General features: G+C 66.6%; 14 protein-coding genes and 1 pseudogene. 5 read left to right on the plus strand and 10 right to left on the minus strand.

Going from position 1 to position 13,932, the window contains the following annotated elements:
- The first annotated feature begins 79 nt into the window (after window positions 1-79).
- Window positions 80-1,378: an MFS transporter gene (locus P5W99_RS17790; protein WP_421026499.1), complete on the plus strand. Its 1,299-nt coding sequence runs from the start codon at window positions 80-82 to the stop codon at window positions 1,376-1,378.
- Window positions 1,379-1,421: 43 nt separating this feature from the next.
- On the opposite strand, the gene P5W99_RS17795 is transcribed toward P5W99_RS17790, so the two are convergent.
- Window positions 1,422-2,360, minus strand: coding sequence for a DMT family transporter (locus P5W99_RS17795; RefSeq protein WP_421026500.1), 939 nt, complete (start codon window positions 2,358-2,360; stop codon window positions 1,422-1,424).
- A gap of 112 nt (window positions 2,361-2,472) precedes the next feature.
- Here P5W99_RS17795 and P5W99_RS17800 point away from each other — a divergent pair, with 112 nt between their 5' ends.
- From P5W99_RS17800 to P5W99_RS17810, 3 genes are all read left to right on the plus strand, one after another.
- Entirely contained in the window at window positions 2,473-3,342 is an 870-nt protein-coding gene (locus tag P5W99_RS17800) for a LysR family transcriptional regulator (RefSeq protein WP_421026501.1), read from the plus strand.
- A gap of 65 nt (window positions 3,343-3,407) precedes the next feature.
- Window positions 3,408-4,250, plus strand: coding sequence for an arylamine N-acetyltransferase family protein (locus P5W99_RS17805; protein ID WP_421026502.1), 843 nt, complete (start codon window positions 3,408-3,410; stop codon window positions 4,248-4,250).
- Window positions 4,251-4,291: 41 nt separating this feature from the next.
- Window positions 4,292-4,981, plus strand: a complete 690-nt coding sequence (locus tag P5W99_RS17810; RefSeq protein WP_421026503.1) for a methyltransferase family protein — start codon at window positions 4,292-4,294, stop codon at window positions 4,979-4,981.
- Between the two features lie 55 nt (window positions 4,982-5,036).
- Here P5W99_RS17810 and P5W99_RS17815 read toward each other — a convergent pair whose 3' ends face one another.
- The 7 genes and pseudogenes from P5W99_RS17815 to P5W99_RS17845 form a co-directional block, all read right to left on the minus strand.
- Window positions 5,037-5,834, minus strand: coding sequence for a hypothetical protein (locus tag P5W99_RS17815; RefSeq protein ID WP_421026504.1), 798 nt, complete (start codon window positions 5,832-5,834; stop codon window positions 5,037-5,039).
- Window positions 5,835-5,896: 62 nt separating this feature from the next.
- Entirely contained in the window at window positions 5,897-6,052 is a 156-nt protein-coding gene (locus tag P5W99_RS17820; protein WP_421026505.1) for a hypothetical protein, read from the minus strand.
- Window positions 6,027-7,031, minus strand: coding sequence for a cytochrome d ubiquinol oxidase subunit II (cydB, locus tag P5W99_RS17825; RefSeq protein ID WP_421026506.1), 1,005 nt, complete (start codon window positions 7,029-7,031; stop codon window positions 6,027-6,029). Before cydB ends, P5W99_RS17820 begins: the two co-directional genes overlap by 26 nt.
- Before the next feature lie 136 nt (window positions 7,032-7,167).
- Window positions 7,168-8,511, minus strand: a pseudogene (locus P5W99_RS17830) (cytochrome ubiquinol oxidase subunit I); the annotation flags it as partial.
- A 403-nt stretch (window positions 8,512-8,914) separates the two neighbouring features.
- Window positions 8,915-9,163, minus strand: a complete 249-nt coding sequence (locus tag P5W99_RS17835; protein ID WP_421026508.1) for a 4-oxalocrotonate tautomerase — start codon at window positions 9,161-9,163, stop codon at window positions 8,915-8,917.
- Window positions 9,160-9,936, minus strand: coding sequence for a class II aldolase/adducin family protein (locus P5W99_RS17840; RefSeq protein ID WP_421026509.1), 777 nt, complete (start codon window positions 9,934-9,936; stop codon window positions 9,160-9,162). The genes P5W99_RS17835 and P5W99_RS17840 overlap by 4 nt, the downstream gene beginning before the upstream one ends.
- Window positions 9,937-9,969: 33 nt before the next feature.
- Window positions 9,970-10,962, minus strand: a complete 993-nt coding sequence (locus P5W99_RS17845) for an urea transporter (RefSeq protein WP_421026510.1) — start codon at window positions 10,960-10,962, stop codon at window positions 9,970-9,972.
- Between the two features lie 230 nt (window positions 10,963-11,192).
- On the opposite strand from P5W99_RS17845, the gene P5W99_RS17850 reads away from it, so the two are divergent.
- Window positions 11,193-11,750 carry a putative glycolipid-binding domain-containing protein gene (locus tag P5W99_RS17850; protein WP_421026511.1) on the plus strand — a complete coding sequence of 186 codons (558 nt, stop codon included), beginning with the start codon at window positions 11,193-11,195 and terminating at the stop codon, window positions 11,748-11,750.
- Between the two features lie 20 nt (window positions 11,751-11,770).
- On the opposite strand, the gene kch is transcribed toward P5W99_RS17850, so the two are convergent.
- Window positions 11,771-12,955: a voltage-gated potassium channel protein gene (kch, locus tag P5W99_RS17855; protein WP_421026512.1), complete on the minus strand. Its 1,185-nt coding sequence runs from the start codon at window positions 12,953-12,955 to the stop codon at window positions 11,771-11,773.
- A 54-nt stretch (window positions 12,956-13,009) separates the two neighbouring features.
- Window positions 13,010-13,882 carry a mechanosensitive ion channel family protein gene (locus P5W99_RS17860; RefSeq protein ID WP_421026513.1) on the minus strand — a complete coding sequence of 291 codons (873 nt, stop codon included), beginning with the start codon at window positions 13,880-13,882 and terminating at the stop codon, window positions 13,010-13,012.
- Window positions 13,883-13,932 lie beyond the last annotated feature (50 nt).

Raw genomic sequence — 13,932 nt, forward strand, 5'->3', positions numbered from 1 at the left:
AATCCGCAGCCAGGCGGGTCGCTGGCGCATGCGTCATGGTAGTGCGGCGCGTGCAGAAACCTCATGGAGAGAGACGCGTATGAACTCGATAACCGGGGCCGCGCAGCGTGCCCGGAAAACGCCCCTCAATCGCTCGCAGATCGTGGGCTTCTGGGGTGCCTGGGCAGGCTGGACGCTCGATGGCATGGACTCTTTCATCTACGCGCTGGTGCTCACGCCGGCGCTCACCGAGTTGCTGCCGCGCTCGGGTTATGCGGCCACACCCGCAAACATCGGCCTTGCGGGCTCGATCCTGTTCGCGCTGTTCCTGGTGGGTTGGGGCCTCTCGTTCATCTGGGGGCCGATGGCGGACCGCTTCGGCCGCACGCGCGTGCTGGCCGGCACGATTTTCATGTTCGCGATCTTCACGGGACTCTCGGCCACTGCGCAAAGCGTCTGGGCGCTCGGCATCTTCCGCTTTCTCGCGGGCGTGGGCATCGGCGGCGAATGGGCGCTGGCTGGCACTTATGTGGCCGAGTCGTGGCCCGAGGATCGTCGCAAGATGGGCGCGGGTTATTTGCAGACTGGCTATTACGCGGGCTTCTTTATTGCTGCCGCGCTCAATTACACGGTGGGCGTGCACTTCGGCTGGCGCGCGATGTTCCTCACTGGCGCGCTTCCCGTGGTGGTCGCCATTCTCGTGCTCACGCGCGTGGAAGAGCCGCAGACATGGAAGCGCTCCGAAGCCAGCCACGTGCATCGCGGCCACCCGCTGCGCGAGATCTTCGGCAGTGCTTATCGCGTGCGTACCGTGGTGGCTTGCGCGCTCCTGACCATCGCGATCATCGGCTTGTGGGCCGGTGCCGTGTACGAGCCTTCCGCCGTGATCCAGCTCGCGACGCGCGCGGGCGCGAACAAGGCCGAGGCCATCCGCACGGCATCCATCGCCACCGGCATTCTCTCCATCGGCACGATTCTCGGTTGCCTCGCGCTGCCCCCGATGGCCGAGCGCATCGGCCGCAAGTGGACGCTCGCGGTGTATTTCGCGGGCATGGCCGTGACGGTTGCGGCGAGCTTCGGCTGGGCCTATTACCTCGAGAACGGACTCGTGCCGTTCATCGCGCTGCTGTTCGTGCTGGGCTTTTTCGGCGGCAACTTCGCGCTGTTCAGCCTGTGGCTGCCCGAGCAGTTCGAAACGCGCGTGCGCGCCACGGCGTTTGCGTTCTGCACGTCGTTCGGGCGTTTCGTGGGGGCGGGCGTGAATTTCCTGCTGGGCGCGGCGGTGCTGCACATGCACACGCTGGGCGTGCCGGTCGCGCTCACCGCGCTCGCGTTCGTGCTCGGTCTGCTCATCATTCCGTTCGCGCCGGAGACGAAGGGCGAGACGCTGCCCTCGTGAAGCGGGCAGCGAATCGCCGTTAGACCCGCAAGGGCGACGCGCTTCAGCGCCGCCTGAGCGCGAGCCCCGGTGGCAGCAGGCGCCAACCGAGATTCACGCCGAGGCTCGCCAGCACGATCAGCACCATGCCCGCGAGTTGCAGCGCGCTCAGCGCGCGGCCATAGACGATGGCGTCGACGGCGATGGCCGTGAGCGGATAGACGAACAGCAGCACCGCGATCACGGGCGTGGTGAGCTTGGGCAGCGCGCCGTAGATCAGCACATAGGACAGCCCCGTGTGCAGCACGCCCATGCCGATGAGCCAGCCCCATTGTGCGGGCGCGATATGCGCGAATTCGAGCGGTGCGATGAAGGGCGCGATGAGCGGCAGGCAGATCGTTCCTACCGCGCATTGGATCAGCGTGAGCAGATGCGGGCGGAGCTCGCGCAGGCTCTTCGCGATCAGCGTGACGCTCGCGTAGAGCACGGAGCCGCCCAGCGCTTCGGCGAGGCCAATCAGATAGCGCGGATGGTCGGCGACCTGGCTTTCCGCTAGCACGCCCGAGGCGAGCACGAGTCCCGCGAAGGCAATCGCGATCCAGCTAAGCCGGTCCGCGCCCAGTCGCTCGTGAAAAAGCGCCGCGCCCATCAGCACGACCCAGAATGGCTGCACGTGAAACACGACCGTCGCGACCGCGATGCTCGTGCGATGAATCGAATCGAAGAAGCCCACCCACTGCGTGACCATCAGCACGCCGGAGGCGAACGCGAGCGCGAACGTGCGGCGCGTGAACTGGCGCTTGATCTGGCCTCGGGTCAGCCAGCCCTTGCACGCGCAATACGCGGCGAGCGCGAGCATGCCGAAGAAGCAGCGGAAGAACACGAGTGTGAGCGCGCCAAGGTGCGCCTCTTCGACGAAGATGCCGATCGTGCCCATCAGGAGCCCGCCGCCCGCGAGCATGACGACGCCTTCGCGGCGGCCGGTGTGGGGTCCGGATTGCATGGCTGGAACGTGCAAATGGGAAGCGAGTTGAAAACCGGGTCAGTATTCGCCAGTTGCGGGGTATCGGCAAACGAATTAAATTGAAGAATTCCATCAACGGGACTTATGAATCATGAATCCCGAGTTTGATCTCGACCTGTTGCGCACCTTTGCGGCCGTCGCGGATGCCGGCAGCTTCACGAAGGCGGCCGTGACCGTGCATCGCTCGCAGGCGGCGGTGAGCATGCAGATCAAGCGGCTGGAGCAGATGCTCGGCACCACGCTGTTCACGCGCGATACGCGCAATCTCGCGCTCACGCGGCCTGGCAATACGCTGCTCGAATATGCGCGGCGCGCGCTCGATCTGCAGGAAGAGGCGTGGTCGGCGCTGGTGCGGCCCGAGGTGACGGGAAGGGTGGTGCTGGGCGCGCCCGACGACTACATGGCCGCACTGCTCTCGCCGGTGCTCAGGCGCTTTTCGACGCTCTATCCGCATGTGGAAATCGAGATCGTGTGCGCGCAGAGCGTGGCGCTCGGCCCGATGCTGGCGGACAACAAGATCGACATCGCCTTCGTGACGCGCGATAAAAAGCTGCGCGGCGAATTCGTGCGCAGCGAGGACATGGTGTGGGTCGGCTCACCCGACGATCCCGCGCCGCTCGCGATGTCGCCATTGCCGGTGGGCCTGTACGAGCACGGCAGCGTGGCGCGCGCGCATACGGTGGCCGCGCTCGATGCGGCGCATATCCGCTATCGCGCGGCCTATAGCAGCGCGAGCCTGATGGGGTTGATGGCGACCGTGGAGGCGGGCATCGCGGTGGTGGCGCTCACGCGTTGCAGCGTGCCGCCGCGCTTCGACATTCTGGGCGAGGCGCAGGGGCTGCCCAGGATCGAGCCGCTCGACATCGTTGTTGCGCGCAGTGTGAAATCGAACCGGCCCACCTGCGATTATTTCGTACAGCAGATGGTTCAGGATCTTTCGGTGCGTCGTCCACGGGCATAATATCATCGCAACTTCCGGCTGTTTTTTCGAGCCATTTCGATTCCTTCGAATAGCGAGTCGCCGCCATGTCCGACCTCGATTTCCATTTCGACCTCGATCGTTATTTCGCGCGCATCGGCTACAACGGAGAAGGACGCGCGTCGCTCGACGTGCTGCGCGCGCTGCACCGCCTGCATCCGCGTGCGATTGCATTCGAGAACCTCGATCCGTTTGCCGCGCGCCGCGTGTCGGTCGCGCCGCCCGACGTGTTCGCCAAGCTCGTGGCGTCGCGGCGCGGCGGCTATTGTTTCGAGCACAACACTGTGCTCGCGCATGCGCTCATGCAACTGGGCTTTCGCATCGAGCCGCTGGCCGCGCGCGTGCTGTTCGGCCGTCCGCCCGGCACGATCACGCCGCGCACGCACATGCTGCTGCGCGTGCATGTGGACGGTGCGGCCTGGCTTGCCGATGTGGGCTTCGGCAGCGCGTCGCTGTGTGCGCCGCTGGCGTTCGCTGAGCGCGGCGCACAAGAGACGCTGCTCGAGCCCGCGCGGCTCACGCCGCTCGGCGAGCGCGAGTGGAAGCTCGAGCAGTACGACGGCAATGACTGGATCGACGTCTATCGCTTCGACGATGCGCCCGCGCAATGGGTCGATTACGAAATGGCGAACTGGTTCACCTCGGCGTCGCCACAATCGTTCTTTACGGAGAGTCTGATTGCCTGCATCGCGCGCGAAGACAGCCGCGCGATTCTTTTCAACGACCGCTATACGGAGCGCGACGCGAAGGGGCAGCGCACGATCGAGCGTACGATCGCGAATGCAGCGGAACTCGCGGGCTGCCTGAACGAGCAGTTCGGCCTGGATACTGCGGGCTTCGACACGAGCGCGCTGTTCGCGCGCGTGCAAGGGCGGGGTGCGGCTCGCTGAGGTATGTGTCGAGGCGCATCATGACGACACAGGAGGACACGTTGGATAACGCTCTCGTCAAGCGTCTGCTCGTCCAGACGTTCGTCTGGCTGGTGTTCCAGGGCGCGCTGCTGTTCGTCGCGGCTGGCACGCTGGCCTGGGCCGCCGCATGGCTCTGGCTGCTCGAATGGGCCGCGCTGGGCTCGTGGATCGGCCTGTGGCTCGCGCGCACCGACCCCGGCCTGCTTGCCGAACGCCTCGCGCCTTTCGCCCAGCGCGAGCAGGCGGGCTGGGACCGCATCTTCATGATGGCGGTCTCGGTGGGCTGGTGTGCGTGGCTGTGCCTGATCGGCATCGACGCCATGCGCTTTCGCTGGTCGCATGTGCCGTTCTGGCTCGGCGTGTGCGGCGCGCTGGGGATCTTCGCCAGCCTGTATGCCATGCGCGCGGTCTTCGCGGCCAACCGCTACGCCGCGCCGGTGGTGAAGATTCAGCGCGAACGCGGCCACACGGTGACCGATAGCGGCCCCTATGCCTACGTGCGCCATCCCATGTACGCGTTCGCGATCCCGCTGCTGGCAGGCACGCCGCTCATGCTCGGCTCGTGGTGGGGCCTCGCTTGCGTGCCGTTGATGGTGGCGGGGATCGGCTGGCGCGCGGTGCGCGAGGAACGTGTGCTCGCTACGGAACTGCCGGGCTATCGCGCCTATCTGGAGCGGGTGAAGTACCGGTTCGTGCCCGGCGTCTGGTGAATGCCGCGCGGGCTGCGCGCGTCAGCGCCGCCAGGGCGCGGCGCGCCCGGCACCATCAGCGGCCGCGGACGTCATTTGCGCCGCCGCCGCTCTCCAGTTCGTTCGCATAGCGTCGATAAAGCCAGGCCAGCGCCGTGCTGGTGAGCAGTGCGAAGGTGACATTGACGACGCTTTGCCCGATGGCGAGCACGGTGATCCACGCGGGCGTTTCCACGTCCTCGGGCGTGACGCCGGCGACGCCGAGGCCAATCAGCGCGAGCACGCCGCAGACGAGCAGCGGCAGCGCCGCGACGCACGAGACGCCCAGCACGCTCCAAAAGTGTCCACGGCTGTCGCGCCATGCGGCGCCCAGCGCGAAGCGTCCGCCGATGGCGAGTGACGGATAGAGCAGGCTGAGCCGCACGCCGACGAACACCCAGATCGCGCCGACGACCAGCGAAAGAAAGGCCACGCCGCCCTCGTGGCGCGGGCGCAGCACCAGCCAGAAGGCCGCCGCGATGCCCACCAGCGCGAGCATCATGACGAGGCCCAGCATCACGATGCGCAAGAGCGGCTTCGCACCGGACGCGATGAGCGGCGTGGCGGGCTCGCCGAGCAGCACGAAGCGGTAGACCTTCAGCGTGAACCAGATATAGACGAGCGCATTGAGCAGCGAGGCCAGGTTGGCGAGCAGCACGAGGCCGGTGGACGGCCCCGCGCCTTCGCCCGGCAAGGGTCGGCCGGCCAGCGCGAGCCCGCCGAGCACCGCGTAGGCGACGAAGGTGCCGAGCACGAGCGCCGGCATGCGCGTGAACGCTTCCCGTGCGCTTGCCCACGCGTGTTTCACGCATTCCATGAAGGTCATCTGCTGCATGGTTTTTATCGTTGAAGTTACAGATGGCCAACAGTTTAGGGCATGCCCTGACGCGGCGTGCGCTATTTGACGGCGAAGAGCGTGAGGTTCATGAAGACCTTGAACGCGAAGCCGAGCGAGACCGCCGCGCCCACGCCGCCGCACCAGAGCAGCACGAACCAGAGCCAGCCGGGCAGCGCGCGTGTTCGCGCCCTAATGGTAGTGATGGATGTCGCCATGACGGAGCTTGCCTCGGAAGACCCAGTAGCTCATCGCCGTGTATGCGACGATGATGGGCAGGATGAACGACGCGCCAATCAGCGTGAAGGTCTGGCTTTCGCGCGGCGCGGCCGCTTGCCAGAGCGTGAGCTGCTGCGGAATCGCATAGGGCCACAGGCTCACGAGCAGTCCCAGGTAGCCGAGCAGCACGAGTGCGAGCGCGGCGGCGAACGGCGTCTTGTGACGGCGCGACTGCACGGCCCAGCGCATCCAGATGGCGCTCGCGAGCACCAGCAGCGGCACCGGCGCGAGCCGCCAGAACAGACCCGAGCCGAACCAGCGCTGCGCGATGACGGGGTCCTGCAGCGGCGTCCATACGCTCACGAGCGCGATGAAGCCGAGCAGCATGACCGTGAGCGGCCACACCAGCTTGTGCAGGCGGCGCTGCAGGTCGCCCTCGGTCTTGGCGACGAGCCAGCAGCTGCCGAGCAGCGCGTAGGTCGCCACGAGCCCGAAGCCCGAGAGGAGGCTGAACGGCGTGAGCCAGCCGAAAGCGTCGCCGGCGAAGCGCCCATCGCTCATCGGAATGCCCTGCAGGAAGGCGCCCAGTGCGATGCCCTGAAAGAACGCCGCGCCCGTCGAGCCGCCGATGAACGCGAGATCCCAAAGATGCTTCGTGCGCTTGGCCTTCGCGCGAATCTCGAAGGCCACGCCGCGGAAAATCAGGCACACGAGCATGAACACGAGCGGCAGATAGAGCGCCGAGAGCACCGTCGAATAGACGATGGGGAACACGGCGAACAGCCCCGCGCCGCCGAGCACGAGCCAGGTCTCGTTGCCGTCCCAGACGGGCGCGACCGTGTTCATCATGAGGTCGCGCTCATCTTCGTCGGGGAACAGCGGAAACACGATGCCGATGCCCAGATCGAAACCATCCAGCACCACGTAGAGTAAAAGGCCGAGCGCGATGATCGCGGCCCAGATGATGGTGACATCCATGCTTGTTTTGCCTCGTTTCGATTGCGGATCGTGGAGTTCGTGCGGGTTCCGGTGTCACGCGTCGATCAGCTGATCGGCGGCGCGCGGGTTGGCCCGTGACACGCGTGGCGGGAACGATGGGGGCGGCGGGTGCCGCAGGCGTGCTTCGCGCGCGCTCGTCGGGCAGCGCGGGGCCGGCGCGCATGAGCTTGAGCATGTAGTAGATGCCCGTGCCGAATACGAGAAAGTACACGACGACAAAGGTCATCAGCGAGACGCTGACCTGCTGCGCCGTGAGCGGCGAAACGGCCTGCGAGGTGCGCATCACGCCATAGACCACCCACGGCTGGCGGCCCGCTTCGGTTGTGATCCAGCCTGCGAGCAGCGTGACGAAACCGGTGGGGCCCATCGCCAGCGCGAAGCGCTGGAACGCGCGCGATTCGTAGAGCGTGCCGCACCGGTGCAGCCACCAGCCGGCCACGCCCAGCACGATCATCAGGATGCCCAAGCCAACCATCACGCGGAAGGTCCAGAACAGCAGCGTCGAGTTCGGGCGCTCCTCGGCGGGGAACGATTTGAGGCCCTTGATTTCGCCGTCCCAGCTATGCGTGAGGATCAGGCTGCCCAGATGCGGAATCTTCACGGCGTAGCGCGTGGTTTCCGCTTCCATGTCGGGCAGGCCGAACAAGTTGAGCGCAGTGCCGCCCTGCTCGGTGTCCCAGATGCCTTCGATCGCGGCGATCTTGGCGGGCTGATATTCGCGCGTGTTCAGTCCGTGGGCGTCGCCCACGAGGGCCTGCAGCGGCGCGAGCACGAGCAGCAGGCCCAGCGCCATCGCGAACATCTTTTTCACAGCCGCGTCGCGCCGGCCCTTGAGCAGGTGCCACGCACCGGTTGCGGCCACCACGAGCGCGGCCACGATGAAAGCGGCAATTGCCATGTGCGCAAGGCGGTACGGAAACGACGGGTTAAAGATGATCTTGAACCAGTCGGTGGGGACGACGTGGCCGTCCACCACCTTGAAGCCTTGCGGCGTCTGCATCCAGCTATTCGAAGCGAGAATCCAGAAGGTGGAAATGAGCGTGCCGATGGCGACCATCAGCGTCGCGCCAAAGTGTGCGCGCGGGCTCACGCGGTTCCAGCCGAACAGCATGATGCCGAGGAAGCCCGCTTCGAGAAAGAACGCGGTCATCACCTCGTACATGAGGAGCGGCCCCGTGACCGGACCCGCGAACGACGAGAAGCCGGACCAGTTGGTGCCGAACTGGTAGCTCATGACCACGCCCGAGACGACGCCCATGCCGAACGCCACGGCGAAGATCTTCGACCAAAACAGGCACAGGTCCTTGTAGAACGGTTTGCGGGTCTTGAGCCAGCAGGCTTCGAGCACTGCGATAAAGCTCGCGAGGCCGATGGAGAGCGCCGGAAAGACGATATGAAAGGAGACGGTGAAGGCGAATTGCAGCCGGGCCAGATCGAATGCCGAGAGTGACGATTGCATGTGCGTGCCTGCTAGATGCTTGCGTAGCGGAAAGCGTTTTCGCGCGCGTGATGCGGCGTGCGAATGGACGTAAGCGTAGGCGAACAGGCGGGTTCTTGCTGCGCTGCGACATGTGCCAGCGTGTCGCAGTAGTCAATCATCAAACGACTAGTTTGTGCGCTAAATCATTGACGTTAATCTGTTTAGATTAAAACATTCGCTGCGAAATGATTTGGCGCATGGAGTGCGCACTGCGTCAATTTGCGTCAAATTGGGCGCGATTCGTGCAGTGGACGTATGCGTTGCGTCAATTCGTCCAGGTGCGGGAATTCGAGATGTTCGAATCGGGTGGGCGGGGGCAGTTGGCGAGGCCGCGCCGCGGCCTCTCGTCAGATCATCAGGACGACGATCTAATTGGGCGTGCTCAGCGCGGATCGCTCCACAGCTTGCCGCCGGTCGCCCAGTTTTCGGTCTTCACGTCGGTGAAGATGATGTCGACCGATTGGGCATCCACGCCCAGAACCTTGCAGGTGGTCTCGGTGAGCGCGGCGGCGAGCTCGCGCTTTTTCTCGACGCTGCGGCCCTCGAACATCTCGATGTGGAAAGTCGGCATACGGATCTCCTTGTTTGCGGGGGTAATGAAACGGGTTGGGTCGCGACCAGCCGCAGTCATTCACGATATGACGTGTCGATGCGGTCGAGCTTGCGCAGCAGCGCGGGCCATTCGAGCACGCCTTCGATCGCGCCGCCGTCGCGCAGCTGCTCGGCCGTGTGCGCGCAGACCTCGGGCGTGGGCAGCACGAGCGGCACGCCGCCGGCCTGGGCCTGCAACTGGATTTCGCAGGCCTTGATGAGCGTCGCCATCAGCACGAATGCCTCGGCGACGGTGCGGCCCGTGGTGAGGGTGCCGTGGTTGCGCAACAGCATCGCGGGATGCGCGCCCAGGCTCGCGGTGAGGCGTGTGCCTTCGGCAGGCGAGAACGACAGTCCTTCGTAATCGTGCCAGCCGAGCTGGCCATAGAAGCGCAGCGCATGCTGCGAGGCGGGCAACAGGCCGTCGCGCTGGATCGAGACGGCGATCCCCGCCGTATTGTGCAGATGCATCACGCACACGGCGTCGGGGCGGGCGAGGTGCACGGCCGCGTGCAGCGCGAAGCCGGTTGCGTTGACCGGATGCTCGCTGTTGCCGACGATGCGCCCTTCGGTGTCGATCTTCACGAGATTGGAGGCGCGCACTTCGTCGAAGGCGAGACCGAACGGGTTGATCAGGAAGCGGCCGGGCTCGCCGGGCACGGCGGCGGAGACATGCGTGTAGATCAGGTCGTCCCAGCCGTAGAGCGCGATGAGCCGATAGGCGGCGGCAAGGTCCACGCGCATCTGCTGCTCGGCAGCGGAGGGCGGCGCGGCGTCGGCGGCGATGCTGGCCGGACGATGGGCGAATGACATGGACGGCTCTCCTTCAGCGAACTTCAGTGGACTTCAATGAACATCGGCGGAATTCGGGGCGGGCTGCTGGCTCGGCCGCGTCCGGTACGGCGCGATCAGGCGCCATGCGCTGTGGACGGTCCATCCGGCGAGCGCGAACGGCGCAGTCATGCCGGGTAGCCCCAGGCGCATGGCGGCCAGATGCAGCGCCGCGGCAAGCATCGTCGCACAAATTGCGGCGCGCGGGCCGAGCGAACTGGCCGCGAGCGCCGCGAGCGCGCCGTTGAAACCGCACAGGCCCGCCGCGAAACTCGCGGGCGGCACACCGATGGCGTGTTCGATGACGGTCGCGAGCACCGCGCCGCCGAGCGCATAGGCCGCGGCCCGGCGCGACGACCAGGCGAGCCCCGCGAGCAGCACGAGGCCCGGGAGCGCGCCGGTGGCGAAGGTGGTTTGCGCGACGCCGCTCAGGACGCCCGCCGCCGCGTCGAGCCAGGACGGGGCCAGATGGGCCGGCGCGATTGCGCTGGTCACGGTGGTGCGCGGGTTGCCGAAGCCCAGCGCCATCCAGGACCAAGTCGCGAGGAGGCAGGGCGCCGAATAGACACAGAGGCCCGCGCGGCGCAGCCAGCGCACGAGCGGCGCGCCGATCCATGCGGTGGCCGCCGCCGCGAGCACGGCGAGCACCGCCGCCGTGAAGTTTTCTCCGGCAAAGGTGACGGCTGCCAGTCCGGCCAGCGCGCCATTGAAGCCCACGAGGCCGTCGCGGACTTCCGCGCACGGGTGGCCGGCCCGCCGCGCGCAGAGATTGGCCGTTGCCGCGCCAATCAGCGCCGCGCAGGCGAGCCACGGGTCGCACAACGCGAGCGCCGCGAGCAGGCAGACGCCGGTGCCGGCGTGCCGCTGGAGGACGATCTGGCCGAGGCTGCGCAGGAGCGTGCGCACGCGCCCGGTGAAGCCCGGCGGGGCGTCCGTGGACGCAGCGTGGGCGGATGGGCTGACGAAAGCGGCGTCCGGATTGGCTTGAGCGGGCGCTGGGGTGGACATGATGGGCAAACGGGAACGAGGAAGGCGCGGCCTGTGAAATGCGGATTCGAGCGGGTCGGGGCCTGGGTCGACCAGGAGGGCGGACCAAAACAAAAGCGGCGGGCCGCAAACCGCGCCCGGTCGGCCCGCAGCGCGAGGATAGGCGAAGCGGCCCATCTTGCGCATGCGCGGGCGTTGATAGTCGCTATTTGCCGGTAGTATTGCCGCTGCGGTCAGCAAGGAGACGAGCCATGCGCGAGCTACGTTGGGTGTCGGAAGAGGGCGAAGGCATCGAGCATCTGTCCTTCGATTCGAGCGGCGGCGCGATCCGCGTCGAGAGCGTGGTGATCGGGCAGCGCTACGGCCAGGCTTATGGCCTGTGCTACACGGTGCATTGCGACGCGCACTGGCGTGCGACTTACGCGGCGTTTCGCGTGATGGGCGGCAAGGCGTTCGCGATGCATGGCGACGGCCACGGCCACTGGCGCGATGGCGAAGGCCGCGTGCTCGAGGCCATCGAAGGCTGCATCGATATCGACATTGCGGCCACGCCCTTCACGAACTCGCTGCCGATACGGCGCCTGAATCTCGCGCGCGGCGAGCGGCGGCCGATCGAAGTCGCCTATATCGCCGCGCCGGGACTCGACCCCAAACGCGTCGAGCAGGCCTATGTCTGCATCGAGCCGGATCGCGAGTACCGCTACGAAGGCATCTTCCGCGACTTCACCGCGAACCTGCGCGTCGACGAAGACGGCCTCGTGATCGACTATCCCACGCTGTTTCGCCGCTTGCCGTCCCCCGCGCGCTGAAGCGGCGCAGCGTTGCCGCATCATGTTGCTTCGCCGGCCGGCGTCTTGCCGAACAGCAGATGCTCGATGAGCGTGTTGTCGATGGTCTCGTTGTTGAGCGTGCGCGCGAGCAGCTCGCCCGCGAGCAGCTGCGGCGAGAACACCATGTCGGGCTGTAGCAGGCGCAGGCGCTGCAGGTTGCGGCTGTCGTTCACGAGCGCCACGGTGCGCACGTTCGGCGCGAGCTCCTTGATCGCGAGGATCACGAAGGCGTTCTCGGCATCGTCCATGCGCAGCGCGAGCACGGAGAGCGCGGTTTCCGCGCTCGCGTGGTGCAGCGTGGCCGTGTCGCTCGCATCGCCTTCCACCAGATCGGCGTCGGGCGGATAGGTGTGCGGCGTGCCCGGCGACACGATCACCGTGACGGCGTAGCCGCGCTTTTTCAGGCCCGCGTACACGCTGTGCGCGAGCGGCGAGGCGCCGACGATCAAATAATGGTTCTTGCGGGTCACGTTGGAGATGCCTCCGGTCACGATGCGTTTGAGCTTGCCGCCGATCACCGGCCCGAGCACGGCGCTGATCGACGTGGCGAACACGGTGATGCCGAGCACGATGATCGAGGCCGTGAAGAGCCGCGCGGTGTCCGAGCGCGGCACGATATCGCCGTAGCCCACGGTCGACATCGACACGATCGAGAAATAGAACGCCGTCACCATGGTGCGCACGGGCGGCGCGAACTCGTCGCCGAGATAGAGCGCGCCGAACATCGCGTAGATGAGCAACGAGCCGATGCTCAGGATCGCGAACAATGTGCTGGCGGCGAAGCTCGAGCGGTCGAAGCGCCGCCAGTAAACCAGCAGCGCGACGGCCAGCGCGAGCGTGAAGGCGAACATCACGCCGCTGCGATAGTCGCCCCACCGGCTGATGCCGGCCGCCGCCGCGAGCAGCAGCAGCGAGATCACCCATGCCACGCGGGCGCGCAGCGCGATGCCGATCGCCATGGTCGTGAGGCCCGCCGCGATCACGGCCTGCGGCAGCGCGAGCACGCCGAACGCGTTGATGAGCGTGATCCAGTCCTCGTACCACGAGCCGCGCGAGCGGCGCAGCGCGTTCTCGGCCACGGGGCGCAGCAGCATCAGCCCATCGACGACGAGCAGCAGCGCGAGATACCCGTGCGGCACCAGCTGGGTGGCGAACGTGCGCAGGCGGCGTGCGAAGGTTTTCATGCGGGCGGTGGTGGTTCGGGCGGTGCGGTGTCGCGCAGGTCAGCGTCGCGCGGATCAGGCGCTGCGCTGGGCGGCTGACGGCGTCGATTGCGCCGGCGGCGCCTGCACGATATGCAGCTCGCGCGCGCGCAGCGGCAGTGCGCATTGCGCATCGTTGAGCGCCTGGCGCACCTTGCTCGCGAGGCTCCAGCGCATGTCCCAGAACGTGTCGATGTTGGACCAGACGCGAATATTCAGCACGGCGGTGCTGTCGTCGAAACGGCTCACCATCACTTGCGGTTCCGGCGACGCCAGCACGTGCGGCTCCGCGGCGGCCAGTTTGCGCAGCACGTCGATGGCGCGATTCATATCGTCGCTCATCGAGACCTCCACTTCGAGATCGAGGCGGCGCGTGGGATTGCGGCTGTAATTGCGGATCGAGTTGCTCCACAGGCCGCTATTGGGCACGTATTCGCAGATGCCGTCGGGTTTGGTGAGGCGCGTCGTGAAGAGATTCACCTCTTCCACGGTGCCCGCGACGCTCGCGCTGCTGCCGCCGTCGATATAGTCGCCTACCTTGAAGGGCCGCAGCAGCAGCAACATGATGCCGGCGGCGATGTTCTGCAGCGTGCCTTGCAGCGCGAGGCCGATGGCGAGGCCGGCGGCGCCGAGCACGGCCACGATGCTCGCGGTCTGCACGCCGATCTGCGAAAGCGCGCCCACGATTGCGACGAGGCGCACGCCCCACAGCGACGAATCGCGCATGATCGGGCGCAGCGTGGCGTCGATGGTGTCCTGGCGCGCGAACCAGTTGCCGACGCGCCGCGCGATCCACCAGCCGATCCAGAGAATGGCGATGGCCGCGCAAAGTCGCAGCGCGAAGCTGGTGAGCGCGTCCCACAGGAAATTCCAGTTGGACGGTTGAATGTGAGCGAACAGGGATGCCATAAGCGCGAAGTCCTCGAATTCTGCTGAACCGGCGCGCGGCCGGTCTGACT

It is taken from the genome of Paraburkholderia sp. A3BS-1L, from assembly GCF_051125215.1.
In the GTDB taxonomy this organism is placed as follows: Bacteria; Pseudomonadota; Gammaproteobacteria; order Burkholderiales; family Burkholderiaceae; genus Paraburkholderia.

Excerpts from the sequence above, each read along its gene's own strand:
- kch (WP_421026512.1), bottom strand. The coding sequence starts at position 12,955 with ATGAAAACCTTCGCACGCCGCCTGCGCACGTTCGCCACCCAGCTGGTG.
- P5W99_RS17850 (WP_421026511.1), top strand. The coding sequence starts at position 11,193 with ATGCGCGAGCTACGTTGGGTGTCGGAAGAGGGCGAAGGCATCGAGCAT.
- P5W99_RS17815 (WP_421026504.1), bottom strand. The coding sequence starts at position 5,834 with ATGCAGCAGATGACCTTCATGGAATGCGTGAAACACGCGTGGGCAAGC.
- P5W99_RS17820 (WP_421026505.1), bottom strand. The coding sequence starts at position 6,052 with ATGGCGACATCCATCACTACCATTAGGGCGCGAACACGCGCGCTGCCC.
- P5W99_RS17845 (WP_421026510.1), bottom strand. The coding sequence starts at position 10,962 with ATGTCCACCCCAGCGCCCGCTCAAGCCAATCCGGACGCCGCTTTCGTC.
- P5W99_RS17805 (WP_421026502.1), top strand. The coding sequence starts at position 3,408 with ATGTCCGACCTCGATTTCCATTTCGACCTCGATCGTTATTTCGCGCGC.
- P5W99_RS17800 (WP_421026501.1), top strand. The coding sequence starts at position 2,473 with ATGAATCCCGAGTTTGATCTCGACCTGTTGCGCACCTTTGCGGCCGTC.
- P5W99_RS17840 (WP_421026509.1), bottom strand. The coding sequence starts at position 9,936 with ATGTCATTCGCCCATCGTCCGGCCAGCATCGCCGCCGACGCCGCGCCG.
- P5W99_RS17790 (WP_421026499.1), top strand. The coding sequence starts at position 80 with ATGAACTCGATAACCGGGGCCGCGCAGCGTGCCCGGAAAACGCCCCTC.
- P5W99_RS17860 (WP_421026513.1), bottom strand. The coding sequence starts at position 13,882 with ATGGCATCCCTGTTCGCTCACATTCAACCGTCCAACTGGAATTTCCTG.
- P5W99_RS17835 (WP_421026508.1), bottom strand. The coding sequence starts at position 9,163 with ATGACTGCGGCTGGTCGCGACCCAACCCGTTTCATTACCCCCGCAAAC.
- P5W99_RS17795 (WP_421026500.1), bottom strand. The coding sequence starts at position 2,360 with ATGCAATCCGGACCCCACACCGGCCGCCGCGAAGGCGTCGTCATGCTC.
- cydB (WP_421026506.1), bottom strand. The coding sequence starts at position 7,031 with ATGGATGTCACCATCATCTGGGCCGCGATCATCGCGCTCGGCCTTTTA.